Genomic DNA, 14994 nt, shown 5'->3' with positions numbered 1-14994 from the left:
TCACGATTTTCAATTTTGCATTATCATATTTGTTCTCGAACATCTGCTCTCTCCCTTTGGCAATGGCTGGAGAGAAGAAAAAGGGCCCATTCCTGCACCCTCATAAATCATGAAGAGTCACAGCAATTAGGAGAGATTTTTGTACCACTCCTGAAGGGCAACACCAATTTCATCAGGTGAATCTTCTTGCACGTAGTGAATACCTTCTACAGTGACCTCAGTGACATTGGGCCAGGATCTAACATAATCTCTGGCCTCTTTGGTTGAAATGAGAGCACCAGGTTCTGCATTGATGAACAGTTTAGGAAACTGCGTTGTTGTTAACCATCGACTATAAGATGACATTATTTCATTTGTTCCTGAGGGTTTCCCGGCAACAGGAATTTCTCTGGGCCAAGTGAGCGAGGGACGTCTATCTTCACCTGAATTTAAAAATGGTCTTCGGTACTCATCCATCTCCTCTTTTGACAATGCTCGAATCACCCCCTTCTGGATAAGCTCCTCAACAAAGAGGTTCTTGTTAAGGATCAGATCTTCACCCAAGTCAGATCTGAATGCCTGGAAAATATCACGCGCCTCATCAGGAAAAGCATCCCAGCTTGGAACAGGAGCAATCATAGCCTCAAAAAAAGCTATACCTTTTATTGATTCTGGATGTGTATGTGCCCAATAAAAACCTAAAGCAGAACCCCAATCCTGAATAACCAAAGTTACATTTTCTTTTACATCAATAGTATCAAGCAACTTAAAAATATATTTTGCGTGCTCAAAGAACTTATAAGAATTCTCATCACTATTATCTAACTTTTCAGAGTCACCCATTCCAATTAAATCTGGTGCTATGACTCTACCTTTCCCCTCCATATAAGGAAGTATATTTCTCCATAAATATGAACTTGTCGGGTTTCCATGTAGAAAAATAATTGGTTCTCCTTCTCCCTCATCAATATAAGCCATTTTCTTACCATAAATTTCCTGGCGCTTTTTAATATATCTCATCGCTTATTCCCTCAGTTTTTCTATACAAGGATTAGGATACTAGGTGGTTTTCACATCTATTGCTGATGTCTGGATTCAACCACTACAGGTCGCTGTAGCTCAATCCCTTGAATCTCTAGAAGCGCTCCCTGCAGCAGAAGACCGGTGACGTTGAAAGCAGTACACCTTAAAAAAGAGCAGCTATCTGAAACACAACCGGGGTGTCATTCAACCTGACTCTGGGGTATTTGCCTCACTCTAGCAGAGTAAAGATAGCTAATGTGAGCCATCCATTTAAGGAAAAACGATAAAGCATTGAGACTATCAGGCTTAAATCATCGCTTGACCTTCTTAGTTAACCCATCTCAGAAGAGAGAACTATACCAAAATCCTTAAATCCTTTATCCCGATATGGTGCCAATGACTGATATTCATCGCTTTCAAACAGAGTTCGGACTATATCCTCATTTGGAAACCTTATAACAAGAACAATTTTAAAAGAACTCTCACCATGAAGTTGCGAATCTACTTTCCCTCGGTAGACAACCTCACCTTCATTATTTATCAATAAAGGCATTACATTTTTCAGATAATGTTGCATTGCTTCTGTTTGTTCAGGTTTCGGCGTAGCAGTAGCAATTACGACGGTCTTTTTATTAGTCATAATAATCTCCTTAAAGTGATGTGTATTACTTATTGAAGTCAGCAACTTTTTCCATCATTTTGCCATTCATAGATATGGCTTTTTTGGTACTTATTAAGTATTTGAGCATGAAGGCCATGATTCTATTCTTCAGCCCAGGAACAATGACAGCCTTACGACCCAACCCTTTAAGAGCGATCTGGGCTACACTCTTTGCACTCATGATATTCATTTGTGTTTTAGAAAAGTCAACACCGGTTCCTTCCAGCATCGGTGTGGCCGTTGGGCCTGGGGCGAGCACAGAAACATCGATGTTATAGCGTCTCATCTCCCAGTTCAGGGAGTAACCCAGATTTTGAACATAAGCTTTGGAACCTGCATAGTTCGAAAAGTAAGGGCTTGGCATAATACCTGACAGACTTGTGACGAGAAGTATCCCTCCTCTTTTTCTCTCCTGCATTCGCTTAGCGAAGTGATGAGTCAAAGCATAGACTGATATCACATTAAGCTGTAGCAGTCGAAGCTCATCTTTAGCCTCTATCTGGGTAAACTCCCCATTATTTTCGAGAGCTGCAGAAGGGATAAATAGTCCAACATCGTAGTTTTGTGTTTTATCGATTAGCTCCCGGAAACCATCGTTCTCACTCAAATCCACAGAGATAGTCTCAACTTCAACCCTATGGCGCCTTTTAAGAGATTGAGCTTGCTGCCCCAGCTTGGTAGCATTGCGCGCCGCAAGTAGCAGGTTGACTCCAGATTGAGCAAGCTCTTCGGCAAGCGCCGCACCGATTCCTGAGGTTCCTCCGGTAATGAGTGCCCATGGCCCATATTTTTCTGAAATTGTGCTTTTCATGAATAATCCCTGTTTGCCTGAATGTCTGGTAACAAAGGTATAACCATTCAATAACTAATGGAATCGGGCAAAAACCAAAATTGGTTTTGCGTTTTTTGCAAAGCAAAGAACTGGAAAGTCAAATCGCGCCCGGCAATCTATCAGGCATCTGAGGTTGGATTACTTCAGTTCAAGAAACAGACATTCAGCATGCTCTTCGATAGGTGGCAAGTAGTCACGAACCTGAAGCTTCTGCAAAACGCGATGAAGCAGGAAACACCTACTGCGCAGGAAAAGTCTTCAGATATCAGCACGTTCGAAAGTAGCATCGGAAAGCATAAGCATTTGATAAATAAGCATAAATGTTAAATTATTTAACAGACATAAGTAACCAACTTCCTGTTACAGTGGTCAGCTACGACAAGGCTTGATGAAACAAGGAAATAGCAAAAGATGCTCGAATGACTATCGGTCGCCCAGTGGGATCAGAGCAATTTAATCGAGTGCTCACCTTTTCTGATTCTGATGATGTAGGGATCCAACAGATAGAGCTAAGCTACTCCATAAGCCCCCACTCATGCAGCATGAAAATGCTTTGGTCACGAACCTCATAGAAGGGAGTCGGGTTCATGGGATATCTGCAGGAATATCGCCCTGTATAACCATATTTAGAACAGCTGGTTAATCGCTTCTATCACACAGAGTAACTTTAAGAGTAACACTCTATCAGGTAGTCCAGGAATACTCTGACCTTGCTCGGGAGATGAGCTCTATGTGGATAAACAGCATAGATAAAACGATCGCACTCGCTGCCTAACTGACTTCGATATTCACTAAAAATTTGTAGCAGTGAACCATCACGTAACAGGTTATCTACCATCCAAAGTGGCGCCATGATGACTCCAAGCCCTGACACAGCCTGGCTCAACAACAGAGGAATGTTATCGGATCTCAGGTTTCCGGATACATGGATTTTATGCTTTTCTCCCTCATGACTGATAATCCAACGGTTTGAATTTTTTATCCAGCAACACAAACAGTTGTGTTTCTTCAGATCTTCCGGCGAAGCTGGATATCCTCTTCTCATAAAATATGTTGGGCTAGCGCAGATGACCATTTTCTCTGTATTTTGAAATTTTCTGGCAATAAGTGAAGAGTCATCCGGTACATGATAACGTATTGCCAAGTCGATATTTTCCTGAATCAGATCCACCATTTGATCAGACACTTGGATATCAAGGTTAATCTTTGGATACTTTTCTAAAAAATCAGGGATATGGTGGCCAAGGTAAAAGTTAGCGAATCCTTGAGTTGTACTAATCCGTAATGTTCCTATCGGACCGGATTGGTACTCCAAAAGTAGCTCATGAGTATCCTGTAACTCCAACAGTACCTTTGAGGCCTTTTGATAGTAAAACTGCCCAGCTTCAGTTAACCCGACATGATGGGTACTCCTATGAAAGAGCCTGACTGCAAGTTCATTTTCCAGTGCCTGAAGTTGCCTCGACACAGATGAAGGAGAAAGTTCCATCAAACGCCCTGCCTCGGTGAGGTTTCCGGTTTCAGCCACTTTGCAAAACACCTTAAGCTGTACTAAACCCTTCATGAACATTTCCCACCTGCAACTCTTTAAGAGTATAGAGCATCGGCTATCATTGATAGCAGCATTGAACTACCCGCCTAGTTACATTTAGATAACAATCGAATTCAAAAGATCGAAAGTTACCCTTCAGAGTGATCTTCGAAGTTAAAAGAGACAATAATGCTGGAAATAGGCAGCGCCTTACTATTTCCGACAGACCTCACAGCCAGAAACATTATCTTAACAATGCTAGACTGAAAAGATGAACTCGATTTAGCTAAAGGAGGCTTGTATGCAGTGGAAAGAGCATGGCTCATTCGAGATGAAGCTCCAAGGCAATATCATGCTTCTGCATGTGCTGGGAAGGTGGAATGTCGAGACAACACAGCATTTTGTCAACGCGTATCAGCAGCAAATGGTTGCAATGATCAAACAGCCCTGGGGTCAGGTAACAGACTTGAGTCAGTGGGAACTATCTCCACCAGATATATGGGAGCACATATATGGGCTTGCCCGGTGGATGGAGGAGCACAATCAGGTATGTGAAGCTTTTGTTTGCTCTCTGTCAATCCAGAAAATGCTAATGAAAAAGAGACTGGAAACAACGCCTAAGGTTAGGAAAAAATTTTTCACTGACACCGAGCCTGCCTTGGATTGGTGTAGGAATGAGCTAACAGAAACGAGCTCCAGGACTCTTTTTAAATAGCTGAACTAAGAACACCCTCCTGACATCTTAGCTTGTAGCTAGAAGCCTTCCTCCCAAGCCGATTAGAGCACAGCTCAGGTAAGTTATTTTTAGAACTCTTTTAGCACCTAAAGCGCTCAACATTCATCTATTGAGGAACTCTTCTGACAGATAAAAGTAAGCACCTGATAATCCATATAGACATAATCATCCGTTTGCCCGGTCAAGGCCTGGTAACGTGCCAACCAGTCAGCCATGAAGCTTTCAGGATCATCCACCTGGGCCGGATGGGGTAACCAGCTCAGCATGTAAGAGATAAATTCCTGAGGACAGGAAAACTCACGCCGCTTGGTCTCCTGCACCATCTCAATGCCACAAAAACCAGCCTGTTCCAACTTGGCCCGGTAGCCATCGGCATCATCAAATTCATAGGGATTGATGAAGCCCTGAAAAGCATCGGACCAGCGAGGCGAGGTTTCAAGCTCTTCGGCCGGGATCCACAGGTTTTCGCAGCGGGGGTAAACCAATCCAGCAAAGCTGCCTCCGGACTTTAGAGTCCGGGAGATCCCGGCCAAGGCTTTAGGCAGCTCGCGGATCCAGTGCAGGCAATTGAAACTCGTCACCCGATCAAATTGCTGCTCCAGATTGAGCTCGGTTGCATCCTGATGCTGAAAACTTAGCGATGAAATATCGCGCCATTGCTGGCGGGCAAAGTCGATCATCTCCCGGGTGCGATCAACCCCGACAACCAGGCCTTGATCAGCCCTTAATGCCAATTCATGGGTGATCCGCCCATCCCCACAGCCTACATCCAGGATGGTTTCATGCCGCTGGATATTGAAACTCTCTATCATGCCCAAGGAGAGCTCATACTGCACCAAGGCATGCTTGTTATAGTGGCTGGGTCGCCACTGACTGATCACTTCGCTCATAACGACTCCCTGTATAATTTCAGCCTGAAATTATACGCATGAACAGCATGCCATTGAATCATCCATAAGGCATTTGGATTTATCCTGCAGACGGCTCGTTTGTGCCAAAAACACAATAGCCGGTATTGATCGGCGGAAAAGATAGAGCGATTTTCAGTTAGAGTTTCTAGTTGGAGATACGATAAACCAGCTGGCAACCACCAGGCAGCCAAACATGGTATAACTGACCGTAAAAACCCACTCTGGTGCATTGTAGTAAAGCAGGTACTGCATCCAGTGCTGTATGAAAGTGCCCGAATAGGCTACCTCCCCCGCTCTTGCGCGCAGGGCCATCTCCCAGGTAGTGAGAGGGCAGATCTCACCCAGCCAGGATTGAACCACCACTATGCCGATACACAGAAGATGAGCCACTCTAAACCAGAAGTTTCTCACCCACAGCCACTGCAAAAAATAACCGAGGTAAATCAGCAACAGGCCAAAAACAATAAAGATTGCCACGGCCAGGTGTATCAGCAAAACGGCATCTGCGGCTAAGGCCAGTAATGCTTGCTCAGTCAACTCCCTTCCCCTGCATCAAGCTCTCCATCTTCTCTATTCAGTTTTACAGGAAGCTTCTCTAATGGCTAACATCCGCTCCCTCCTTCTGAATCGCAGAGGGATTTTTTTCTCCCCGTTAGCGAGCGACGAAGTGAAGCGTTGGAGATGGAAGTTGAGGGGCATGGGTGCCACGAGAGCTTAGCCGTTACAGGGATGTAACGTCTAAGCGACGCTTCAATCTGTGGGTTCACTGAGGATCAAGTGAGATCAGGGGCACCGGAGGATTGTTAAGGAGAGAGGCGTTCTCTCCTTGACCCGCCGTCGGCTACCCGACACAGATGGCGAAGCCATAAATATCTGTCCAAAGGACATACCTCCCCCAGTCCGCAGGACATTAGCTCAACGAGCTGAAACCTACCGCCAGCAAGGCAATAAAAAAGCTCCCGAGGGAGCTTTTTTATCAAACCACCAGCGAATGGAGAATCATTATTCCGCCATCGCTACTGCAGCCTCAGCCGCAGCACTCTTGATCCGCTCAATGGAGCCACCTAAGCCCCTGAGCTTCTCTTCGATATGCTCGTAGCCACGGTCGATATGATAGATGCGATCGACAATGGTCTCACCCTTGGCGATCATCCCGGCGATCACCAGGCTGGCAGAAGCGCGAAGGTCGGTCGCCATCACCTGTGCCCCGGACAGAGACTCACAATCGCGGCAGATGGCGGTGTTGCCCTGCAGCTCAATGTCCGCTCCCATCCGCACCAGCTCAGGTACATGCATGAAGCGGTTCTCGAAAATGGTCTCGGTCACCCGACCGGCGCCTTTCGCCACCGCATTGAGCAAGGTGAACTGCGCCTGCATATCGGTTGGGAAGGCGGGATAGGGTGCGGTAGTAATATCGACCGGCCGCAGGGTACGCTCATGCATATCCACCCGGATCCAGTCTTTACCCGTTTCCACCAGGGCCCCTGCCTCTTCAAGCTTGGCCAAAACCGCATCCAGCAGCTTGGGATCTGTGTCGGTACAGGTGATCCGTCCACCACTGACCGCAGCCGCTACCAGAAAGGTGCCGGTCTCGATGCGATCCGGTTGCACCCTGTGGCGTCCGCTATGCAGCTTCTCGACACCGTCAATCACCAGGGTAGCGGTTCCGGCGCCAGAGATCTTGGCTCCCAGGGCATTGAGGAAGTTGGCCAGATCAATAACCTCGGGCTCACGGGCCGCGTTCTCAATTACCGTCTGGCCATCGGCCAGCACCGCCGCCATCATCAGGTTTTCGGTGCCGGTCACACTCACAGTATCCAGGAAGATATGAGCGCCCTTGAGACGTCCATCAACCCGGGCACGAATATAGCCACCCTCAACCTCAATTCGAGCTCCCATCTGCTCCAGGCCATGGATATGCAGATTCACCGGCCGCGCACCTATGGCGCAGCCGCCCGGCAGGGAGACATCCGCCTTGCCAAAGCGAGCCACCAGCGGGCCCAGGGCCAGGATCGATGCCCGCATGGTCTTAACCAGCTCATAAGGAGCCACGTGATTATTCACCGCCCCGGTCAGAACCGTCATCTCACCGTTGCTCTTTACTTCGGCTCCCAGCAGTTCCAACAGTTTCAGGGTCGTATTCACATCCTTGAGATGAGGGACGTTACTCAGGGTGACCTCTTCATCACACAACAGGGTTCCGAACAGGATCGGCAGGGCCGCATTTTTCGCACCCGAGATCCGCACCTCGCCACGCAGTGGTGCTCCCCCGTTAATCTTAAATTTATCCATTATCCGTTTCTCAGCTCATCATCAGTAGCTTGCGATCACGCTGCCACTGTTCAGGGGTAAAGGTTTTGATGCTCAATGCATGAATTGCATTACTCGCAATATGTTCTGCCAGTGGACGATAGATCAGCTGCTGACGCTTCACCCGGCTCATCTCGGCAAACTGTGCAGAGACAGCAAATACTTCAAAATGACCATTTTCACCACGAACCATCAGCTCATCCAATGACAGTTCTTTATTTAAAATCTCTTTGATCTCATCTGGTTGCATCTTAAATATCCTATTAATCCGACTGCCTGGAAAAAAGTTCACTGACCCCATAAATTGCAGTCAGGTTATCAAACGTTTCCGGTCCACCGATCACGGTGGCGGAGCAATTACGCCGCCGCCGCTCAGCCGCCCAATGCACCAAAAATCCAACCCCGGCCGAATCCAGCTCCGTCACCTGACGAAGATCCATGGACACACACTCAGCCCATGGCTGGGACCAGAGTCCGGGAATCGCTTCCCGGGTTAAAATCGCCGGAAGCTCAATCCTGTCCGTCATGCCGAAGCCTTGCTATCAGAAGCTTTACCGTTCGCCAGGGCCTTTTGCCGCTCAACCAGAGTCTTGGTCACCGCCACAATTCCCTTCTCACGCAACAGAGGCGCCAGCTCAGATTTCTGGGTGGTCAGCAGGCTGATGCCTCCCTCAGCCACCATGTCAAAGGCCTTCCACTGACCGGTGCGCTTGTTTTTACGCAGGGTAAACTGCAGCTCGATCGGCGCCTGATCGCCCTGATGTACCTCGACCTCAACCATGGCGATTTTGCCGTTATTCGGCTGCTTGGGCTCAAGCACCTTCACCGTCTGATTGGAGTAATACTTACTCAGAGCGTTCGCATAGGTCTCGATGATGTAATCTCTGAAGGCATTGGCAAAGTTTTCGCGCTCATCCTTGGTGGTACCCCGCAGCTGGGCACCCACCACAAAATAGGCGGCATACTTGTAATCCACGTAGGGCATCAGATCGTTACGGATGATGGTGCGTAGCACACCAACATTGTTTTTGATCTTATCCTGGTGCTGATCGATATCCTGGAACGTTTTATCGGCCGCAACCTTGATCACCTGATAGGGGGTCGCCGGGTAAGTTTCAGCCTGGGCCGGTGCCAGCATGCAAAATGCCAGCAATAGAGTCATCCCCTGAATAAGTCGCTTTATCATGATTATGCTTCCTTATTTCTTGTTACTGGAATAGAGGAACTTGCCGATGAGATCCTCCAGAACCAGCGCCGATTTGGTATCCCCAATGGTGCCGCCAGGCTTAAGCATGCCGACCCCCATATCTTCGTCAACAAATCCCGGTGTCAGCCCAATATACTGCTCTCCCAGAAGACCTGCCGTCAGAATCGAAGCACTGCTGCTCTCTGCGAAGTGGTACTTATCATTGATCATCATCTCGACTCTGGGCTCAAAGCTCTTGGGGCTCAGGCTAATGGTGGCCACCCGGCCAACCACCACACCACCAACCTTGACCGGGGCCCGCACCTTGAGGCTGCCGATATTATTAAACTTGGCATACAGGGGGTAGCTGTGATTATTGTTGCCGAACTCGACCCCGGCAACCCGCATTGCCAGGATCAACACAGCGATCACCCCGGCGATCATAAAACAGCCAACTCCAAACTCAATCTTACTGAATTTCATTCATCTCACCCGAACATGATCGCTGTTAAAACAAAGTCCAAACCAAGCACCGCCAGTGACGCCGTCACCACGGTACGTGTCGTTGCATCACTGATCCCAGCCGATGTAGGCTGAGCATCATAACCATTAAACAGGGCTATCCAAACCACCACGATGGCAAACACCACGCTCTTCACAAAGCCCTGGACTATGTCCTCGTGCCAATCCACCGCCGCCTGCATCGCCGACCAGAAACTACCATTATCAACCCCGAGCCAATCGACACCGACCAGCTGAGCCCCCCAGATCCCGACCACGGAGAACATGAAGGCCAGGATCGGCATGCTGTATACACCCGCCCAGAAACGAGGCGAGATCACCCGCCTGAGGGGATCCACCGCCATCATCTCCAGCGAGGAGAGCTGTTCGGTGGTTTTCATCAGGCCAATCTCAGCCGTCAGGGCCGAGCCAGCACGACCGGCAAACAGCAGGGCGGTCACCACAGGGCCCAGCTCACGCAGCAAAGACAGGGCAACCATGGGCCCCAGACTCTGCTCAGCGCCATATTTAACCAATACATTGTAACCCTGCAGCCCCAGAACCATTCCGATAAACAGCCCCGAAACCAGGGTGATCGCAACCGAGCGAACCCCGATGGCGTAAATCTGCTGAATCAACAGCGGAAAATGTTTCGCCGGCTCGGGTTTTCCAAGCAGCGCATGCCAAAGCATGAATCCGCTACGACCAAAGGCTGTAATCCGGCGAACTCCGATACGCCCCCAGCCGGTAATAAATCTGACAACCATCTAAAGATCCTCTAACAGGGGCCTGGCCGGATACTGAAAAGGTACCGGTCCATCCGGAAGTCCCTGGATAAACTGCTCGACCTCGGGAACATCTTGCATCTGCCTGAGCTCCTCAGGTGTTCCTCGTCCAACCACCCGCTGATTGGCGATGATATAAACCTCATCGGCGATGCTCATCACCTCGGGAACATCATGGGATACCACAACCGAGGTCAGCCCCAACGACTCATTAAGTTCCTTGATGAGCTTGATCAACACCCCATGGTGATCGGATCCTGCCCCACAAAAGGCTCGTCATACATGATGAGATCCGGATCCAGCGCCATGGAGCGAGCCAGCGCAGCCCGCCGCGCCATGCCCCCGGAGAGCTCCGATGGCATCAACTCGGCGGCTCCCCTAAGCCCGACCGCCTCAAGTTTCATCATCACCAGGGTTCGGATCAATGGCTCGGGCAGCTTGGTATGCTCACGCAGTGGAAAAGCAACATTTTCGTACACCGTCATCGCCGTGAACAGGGCGCCACTTTGGAACAGCATACTCATCCTCTTGCGGATCTCAAAAAGTGGTCCACGTCTCAGGCTTGGTATGTTCACGCCATCAAACAGGATCTTCCCTTGCTCAGGCCTTAACTGCCCCCCGATCAATCGAAGCAGAGTTGTCTTACCGATCCCGCTGGGCCCCATGATCGCGGTGATCTTGCCACGCGCAATCTGGATATCGAGATCGCGAAACAACGCCCGCTCGCCGCGACTAAAGCTTAACCCGCTAATTTCAACCAGATTGTCTCGCAAACTGTCCGCCCCATCGCCGTAAAATCGCTCATTATCTAACGAATTGCCAAGGGACACCAGCCTTTTGCAACTGTTAGCCAACTCACATTCGTCACCAACCGTCACATTCACCAATTGCTTTTTCCCCGCATTCTTTCAACAATGGAATCGATAGACTCCTCATCACGGGAAATTAACAACGCAGCCCATGCTGATATCAAGCATCTTGTTGATTATCGGATTCATTCTGCTCATCGCCAGTGCCGATCGCTTCGTCTATGGCGCCGCAGCCATCGCCCGTAACTTTGGGATCCCGCCGCTGGTCATCGGCCTGACCATAGTTGCCATGGGATCCTCGGCGCCCGAGATCATGGTCTCCGCGATGGCGGCCATCAAGGGACAGACCAATACCGCAATCGGTAATGCCATCGGCTCCAACATCACCAACATCACCCTGGTGCTGGGACTCACCGCACTGCTGAAGCCGATGACGGTTTCATCCGGTACTCTCTATCGGGAGCTTCCCCTGGTGGTTCTGACCAGCCTTCTGGGCTATTGGGTGCTCAGAGACAACTACCTGAGCCGCCCGGAGGGCTGGACCCTGATGGCCCTGTTCTTTGGGGTGATGCTGTTTCTGGTCTGGTACTCGCTGCGTACTCCCCCGGAGCAGGATCCGATCATCCATGAAACCGAGGAGGAGGTGCCTGCCGGAGTACCAACCCTCAAGGCCCTGCTGTGGCTGGTTGTCGGGATTATTGTCCTGCCCCTGAGTGCCAACCTGCTGGTCGATTCAGCCACAGATATCGCCCGCTACTTCGGGATCAGCGACCTGGTCATAGGGCTCACCATAGTAGCCATAGGCACCAGTCTTCCGGAGCTTGCCGCCTGTGTGATCAGCATTCTCAGAAAAGAGGATGACCTGGCACTGGGGAATATTATTGGCTCCAACATCTTCAACATCCTGGCGGTGATGTCCCTGCCGGGAATTATAAGGCCGGACTCTGTCGACCCTCATGCGACCAGCCGTGACCTGCCTTATATGATATTTGTCAGTGGCTTACTCTTCCTGATGGCTATCAGCTTCAGGGGGCAGCGGCGGATCAACCGCTGGGAAGGAATGCTTCTGTTACTCTCTTTTGTCGCCTATCAGTGGATTCTCTTCTATAATCGCCCAGGCTAATTTTCTGTCGGTCGCGAATTTTATGAAACAAGCTATCAACTTCTGTGAAACTGCCCGCCGAGTCATTGATATTGAAAAGGCGGCAATAGAACACCTTTACAGCTCCATCAATGGGGACTTTTCCAAGGCCTGTGAACTGCTGCTGCAGTGCCAGGGTAAGGTGGTCGTGACCGGCATGGGAAAGTCGGGACACATAGCACGCAAGATTGCAGCCTCCCTGGCCAGTACCGGAACCCCCTCCTTCTTCATGCACCCGGGGGAAGCCAGCCATGGCGATCTAGGAATGATCTCCCCCCAGGATGTGGTGATCGCTCTGTCCTACTCAGGCGAAAGCAATGAGATCCTGGCTCTGCTGCCGGTGATCAAGCGTTGGAACGTCCCTCTCGTCTGTATCACCGGCAATCCAGAGTCCACCATGGCCCAGGAAGCTCACATTCACCTCAACGCCAGCGTGGAGAAAGAGGCCTGTCCACTGGGGCTGGCGCCCACCGCCAGTACCACGGTGGCCCTGGTGCTCGGCGATGCCCTGGCCGTTACCCTGCTAGAGGCTCGGGGCTTTAGAGAGGCTGATTTTGCCCTCTCTCATCCCGGCGGCGCCCTGGGACGACGCCTGCTGATCCGGGTCAGTGATATCATGCATCAGGGAGCAGAGATCCCATGTGTGCCACTGCATGCCAGCATCACCGAGACCCTGCTGGAGATGAGTGGCAAGGGGCTGGGAATGGTCTGTATTCTCAACCCGGATGGAACCCTGGCCGGACTCTACACCGATGGGGATCTCAGACGCACCCTCAATCAGGAACATGATCTCCACTCCACCCAGATCCGCGAAGTGATGACCCCAGGTTGTATCACCATCTGTGATAACCTGTTAGCAGCCGAAGCGGTGAAGCTGATGGAAGAGAAGAAAATCAATGGACTCATTGTGGTTGATCCAGACCACAAGCCGGTCGGTATCTTTAATATGCTGGATCTGGTTAAGGCGAGGGTAATGTAATGACTATGGTAAACACCATCTATGGCCCTGTCCCCCAACAGGTCATCGACAAGGCTCAACCGATCAAACTGCTGATCTGTGATGTGGATGGTGTCCTGTCTGATGGCTCCATCTACCTGGGCAACCAGGGTGAAGAGTTCAAGGCATTTAATGTCAAAGATGGCTTCGGGATGCAGGCCCTGCGCAATGCCGGGGTTGAGATCGCGATCATCACCGGGCGAAGCTCACAGATTGTCAGTGATCGCATGGCTTCGCTTGGCATCACCCAGGTCTGGCAGGGAGTAAAAGACAAGCTTGAGCGCTTTGAATATCTGCTCAATGAGCTGGAACTTTCGGCCCGGGAAGTGGCCTACATTGGAGATGATCTGGTGGATCTGCCAGTCATGGAGCAGTGTGGCCTGAGCGTGGCCGTCGCCGATGCTCATCCCCTGCTGCAGCCAAAAGCTGACTGGATCACCCAAACCGATGGAGGACGAGGAGCGGTGCGTGAGTTATCCGATCTACTGCTGTTTGCCCAGGGCAAGCTAGAGCAGGCAACAGGGCTAAGCCTATGATAAGCAAGCAAACCCTGTTATGGATCCTGCTATGTGCTGTCGCACTGGGATGCTGGCGCTATTTTACCCCGGCCCAAAAGCAGGTTGCCGAAATCCAGGTCGAGAGTAAGCTGCCAGATTCAGAGGCGAAAGATATCCTCACCACTGAATATGGGAAGAATGGGCTGATCAACAAGACATTCTTTGCGAGCGAGGCGAAGTACTACCAGTCTCAGAGCCGCAGTGACTTTGTCCAGCCCAAGATCACCATGTTTGATGCAACCGGCAAGCCTCAATGGTCGCTCAAGTCTAAGCAGGGAACCCTGATCCAGGATGTCAGTGCCCATATGCAGGGAGATGTGGTCGGCAAAAGCCTGCAACCAAACAACTATCTCAAACGTCTCAACACAGATGAAGCAACCCTGGATCTTAAAACCAACATAGTGACAGGGGATAAGCCGGTCGTCATCTATGGCCAGGATGTCACGACCCGCGGGGTTGGCTTCGTCGGTAACCTAAACAAGAAAACACTCAAGATTCTGGATGACGCACATGCAATCTATACGACTCCGAACCGCTAGCCTGCTGCTGATGCTGCTGGCTCTACCAGCACTGGCCAAGCAGTCCGATTTTCAAAAACCTGTGGATGTGGTCTCCAAAACCCAGTTTGGCGATATGACTGCGGGCACCCTGACCTTCAGCGGCAATGTGGTGATCCGTCAGGGCACCATCTTAGTTCACGCAGATAAGGTGATCGCGGTGCGCGATAAAGAGGGTCAGATCAAGACCATTACCGCCTATGGCAAGCCTGCTACTTTTCATCAGCTGATGGATGATGGAAGACCGGTCGACGGCCGGGCCGATACCCTGCTCTATCAGGTATCCAAACAGCTGGTGACCCTGACCGGAGAGGCTCAGGTCAAACAGCTGGAAAGTGAAGTCACCGGCAACGTAATTACCTATCAGATGGATAAACAGCAGATCAACGCCCAAAGCAAGGGCAAACAAGATCGCGTCCATACGGTGTTTATTCCGAATCAGTTCAAAAAATCCGATACCAAGCAAAGCAACAAATGA

The 14994-nt window shown here is 50.2% G+C and carries 18 protein-coding genes and 1 pseudogene; 6 read left to right on the top strand and 13 right to left on the bottom strand.

The genetic code is table 11. The features are described from left to right. Nucleotides 1-126: 126 nt before the first annotated feature. The 4 genes from DB847_RS02080 to DB847_RS02060 all read right to left on the bottom strand — a co-directional run bounded on the left by DB847_RS02080 (nt 127) and on the right by DB847_RS02060 (nt 4059). The gene (locus tag DB847_RS02080; RefSeq protein ID WP_108649227.1) at nt 127-999 is read right to left on the bottom strand and encodes a haloalkane dehalogenase; all 873 of its coding nucleotides are present in this window, start codon (nt 997-999) and stop codon (nt 127-129) included. Nucleotides 1000-1333: 334 nt separating this feature from the next. Beyond that, nucleotides 1334-1642, bottom strand: coding sequence for a DUF1330 domain-containing protein (locus DB847_RS02075; RefSeq protein WP_108649226.1), 309 nt, complete (start codon nt 1640-1642; stop codon nt 1334-1336). Between the two features lie 25 nt (nt 1643-1667). Next, on the bottom strand, nt 1668-2525 hold the full coding sequence (locus tag DB847_RS02070; RefSeq protein ID WP_159084340.1) for an SDR family NAD(P)-dependent oxidoreductase: 858 nt from the start codon (nt 2523-2525) through the stop codon (nt 1668-1670). 637 nt (nt 2526-3162) lie between these two features. Further along, nucleotides 3163-4059: a LysR family transcriptional regulator gene (locus DB847_RS02060; RefSeq protein ID WP_159084339.1), complete on the bottom strand. Its 897-nt coding sequence runs from the start codon at nt 4057-4059 to the stop codon at nt 3163-3165. A gap of 268 nt (nt 4060-4327) precedes the next feature. On the opposite strand from DB847_RS02060, the gene DB847_RS02055 reads away from it, so the two are divergent. Then, on the top strand, nt 4328-4741 hold the full coding sequence (locus tag DB847_RS02055) for a hypothetical protein (protein WP_108649222.1): 414 nt from the start codon (nt 4328-4330) through the stop codon (nt 4739-4741). A gap of 116 nt (nt 4742-4857) precedes the next feature. On the opposite strand, the gene DB847_RS02050 is transcribed toward DB847_RS02055, so the two are convergent. The 9 genes and pseudogenes from DB847_RS02050 to mlaF all read right to left on the bottom strand — a co-directional run bounded on the left by DB847_RS02050 (nt 4858) and on the right by mlaF (nt 11228). Continuing rightward, a complete protein-coding gene (locus tag DB847_RS02050; RefSeq protein WP_108649221.1) occupies nt 4858-5652 on the bottom strand; it encodes a class I SAM-dependent methyltransferase in 795 nt (264 codons plus the stop codon). Between the two features lie 153 nt (nt 5653-5805). After that, complete coding sequence (locus DB847_RS02045) at nt 5806-6210, bottom strand: DUF2784 domain-containing protein (RefSeq protein ID WP_108649220.1); 405 nt, start codon at nt 6208-6210, stop codon at nt 5806-5808. A 465-nt stretch (nt 6211-6675) separates the two neighbouring features. After that, nucleotides 6676-7965 (bottom strand): UDP-N-acetylglucosamine 1-carboxyvinyltransferase, encoded by a 1290-nt coding sequence (gene murA, locus DB847_RS02040; RefSeq protein ID WP_108649219.1) that lies wholly within the window; start codon nt 7963-7965, stop codon nt 6676-6678. A gap of 10 nt (nt 7966-7975) precedes the next feature. Further along, nucleotides 7976-8233 carry a BolA family protein gene (locus DB847_RS02035; protein ID WP_108649218.1) on the bottom strand — a complete coding sequence of 86 codons (258 nt, stop codon included), beginning with the start codon at nt 8231-8233 and terminating at the stop codon, nt 7976-7978. Between the two features lie 13 nt (nt 8234-8246). Next, nucleotides 8247-8510 carry an STAS domain-containing protein gene (locus DB847_RS02030; protein ID WP_108649217.1) on the bottom strand — a complete coding sequence of 88 codons (264 nt, stop codon included), beginning with the start codon at nt 8508-8510 and terminating at the stop codon, nt 8247-8249. Beyond that, the gene (locus DB847_RS02025; RefSeq protein ID WP_234418484.1) at nt 8507-9169 is read right to left on the bottom strand and encodes an MlaC/ttg2D family ABC transporter substrate-binding protein; all 663 of its coding nucleotides are present in this window, start codon (nt 9167-9169) and stop codon (nt 8507-8509) included. Before DB847_RS02025 ends, DB847_RS02030 begins: the two co-directional genes overlap by 4 nt. Nucleotides 9170-9181: 12 nt before the next feature. After that, nucleotides 9182-9652, bottom strand: a complete 471-nt coding sequence (gene mlaD, locus DB847_RS02020; RefSeq protein WP_108649216.1) for an outer membrane lipid asymmetry maintenance protein MlaD — start codon at nt 9650-9652, stop codon at nt 9182-9184. Between the two features lie 5 nt (nt 9653-9657). Next, the gene (gene mlaE, locus DB847_RS02015; protein WP_108649215.1) at nt 9658-10437 is read right to left on the bottom strand and encodes a lipid asymmetry maintenance ABC transporter permease subunit MlaE; all 780 of its coding nucleotides are present in this window, start codon (nt 10435-10437) and stop codon (nt 9658-9660) included. Next, nucleotides 10438-11228, bottom strand: a pseudogene (gene mlaF / locus DB847_RS02010) (phospholipid ABC transporter ATP-binding protein MlaF). Nucleotides 11229-11415: 187 nt separating this feature from the next. Between mlaF and DB847_RS02005 the strand changes: the two are divergent. Genes DB847_RS02005 through lptA form a run of 5 tightly spaced genes read left to right on the top strand, consistent with a single transcriptional unit; the run spans nt 11416 to nt 14994 of the window. Beyond that, nucleotides 11416-12387: a calcium/sodium antiporter gene (locus DB847_RS02005; protein ID WP_108649214.1), complete on the top strand. Its 972-nt coding sequence runs from the start codon at nt 11416-11418 to the stop codon at nt 12385-12387. A gap of 22 nt (nt 12388-12409) precedes the next feature. Continuing rightward, nucleotides 12410-13384: a KpsF/GutQ family sugar-phosphate isomerase gene (locus DB847_RS02000; RefSeq protein WP_108649213.1), complete on the top strand. Its 975-nt coding sequence runs from the start codon at nt 12410-12412 to the stop codon at nt 13382-13384. After that, nucleotides 13384-13938 (top strand): 3-deoxy-manno-octulosonate-8-phosphatase KdsC, encoded by a 555-nt coding sequence (kdsC, locus tag DB847_RS01995; protein WP_108649212.1) that lies wholly within the window; start codon nt 13384-13386, stop codon nt 13936-13938. The genes DB847_RS02000 and kdsC overlap by 1 nt, the downstream gene beginning before the upstream one ends. Further along, complete coding sequence (gene lptC, locus DB847_RS01990; protein WP_108649211.1) at nt 13935-14498, top strand: LPS export ABC transporter periplasmic protein LptC; 564 nt, start codon at nt 13935-13937, stop codon at nt 14496-14498. The genes kdsC and lptC overlap by 4 nt, the downstream gene beginning before the upstream one ends. Further along, nucleotides 14470-14994, top strand: coding sequence for a lipopolysaccharide transport periplasmic protein LptA (lptA, locus tag DB847_RS01985; RefSeq protein WP_159084338.1), 525 nt, complete (start codon nt 14470-14472; stop codon nt 14992-14994). Before lptC ends, lptA begins: the two co-directional genes overlap by 29 nt.

Source organism: Dongshaea marina, from assembly GCF_003072645.1.
Taxonomy (GTDB): domain Bacteria; phylum Pseudomonadota; class Gammaproteobacteria; order Enterobacterales; family Aeromonadaceae; genus Dongshaea; species Dongshaea marina.
The sequence above is the reverse complement of the archived record's forward strand: the minus strand, read 5'-3'. Positions and strand labels throughout refer to the sequence as shown.

Excerpts from the sequence above, each read along its gene's own strand:
- DB847_RS02080 (WP_108649227.1), bottom strand. The coding sequence starts at position 999 with ATGAGATATATTAAAAAGCGCCAGGAAATTTATGGTAAGAAAATGGCT.
- DB847_RS02075 (WP_108649226.1), bottom strand. The coding sequence starts at position 1,642 with ATGACTAATAAAAAGACCGTCGTAATTGCTACTGCTACGCCGAAACCT.
- DB847_RS02060 (WP_159084339.1), bottom strand. The coding sequence starts at position 4,059 with ATGAAGGGTTTAGTACAGCTTAAGGTGTTTTGCAAAGTGGCTGAAACC.
- DB847_RS02055 (WP_108649222.1), top strand. The coding sequence starts at position 4,328 with ATGCAGTGGAAAGAGCATGGCTCATTCGAGATGAAGCTCCAAGGCAAT.
- DB847_RS02050 (WP_108649221.1), bottom strand. The coding sequence starts at position 5,652 with ATGAGCGAAGTGATCAGTCAGTGGCGACCCAGCCACTATAACAAGCAT.
- murA (WP_108649219.1), bottom strand. The coding sequence starts at position 7,965 with ATGGATAAATTTAAGATTAACGGGGGAGCACCACTGCGTGGCGAGGTG.
- DB847_RS02035 (WP_108649218.1), bottom strand. The coding sequence starts at position 8,233 with ATGCAACCAGATGAGATCAAAGAGATTTTAAATAAAGAACTGTCATTG.
- DB847_RS02030 (WP_108649217.1), bottom strand. The coding sequence starts at position 8,510 with ATGACGGACAGGATTGAGCTTCCGGCGATTTTAACCCGGGAAGCGATT.
- DB847_RS02025 (WP_234418484.1), bottom strand. The coding sequence starts at position 9,169 with ATGATAAAGCGACTTATTCAGGGGATGACTCTATTGCTGGCATTTTGC.
- mlaD (WP_108649216.1), bottom strand. The coding sequence starts at position 9,652 with ATGAAATTCAGTAAGATTGAGTTTGGAGTTGGCTGTTTTATGATCGCC.
- mlaE (WP_108649215.1), bottom strand. The coding sequence starts at position 10,437 with ATGGTTGTCAGATTTATTACCGGCTGGGGGCGTATCGGAGTTCGCCGG.
- DB847_RS02005 (WP_108649214.1), top strand. The coding sequence starts at position 11,416 with ATGCTGATATCAAGCATCTTGTTGATTATCGGATTCATTCTGCTCATC.
- DB847_RS02000 (WP_108649213.1), top strand. The coding sequence starts at position 12,410 with ATGAAACAAGCTATCAACTTCTGTGAAACTGCCCGCCGAGTCATTGAT.
- kdsC (WP_108649212.1), top strand. The coding sequence starts at position 13,384 with ATGACTATGGTAAACACCATCTATGGCCCTGTCCCCCAACAGGTCATC.
- lptC (WP_108649211.1), top strand. The coding sequence starts at position 13,935 with ATGATAAGCAAGCAAACCCTGTTATGGATCCTGCTATGTGCTGTCGCA.
- lptA (WP_159084338.1), top strand. The coding sequence starts at position 14,470 with ATGCAATCTATACGACTCCGAACCGCTAGCCTGCTGCTGATGCTGCTG.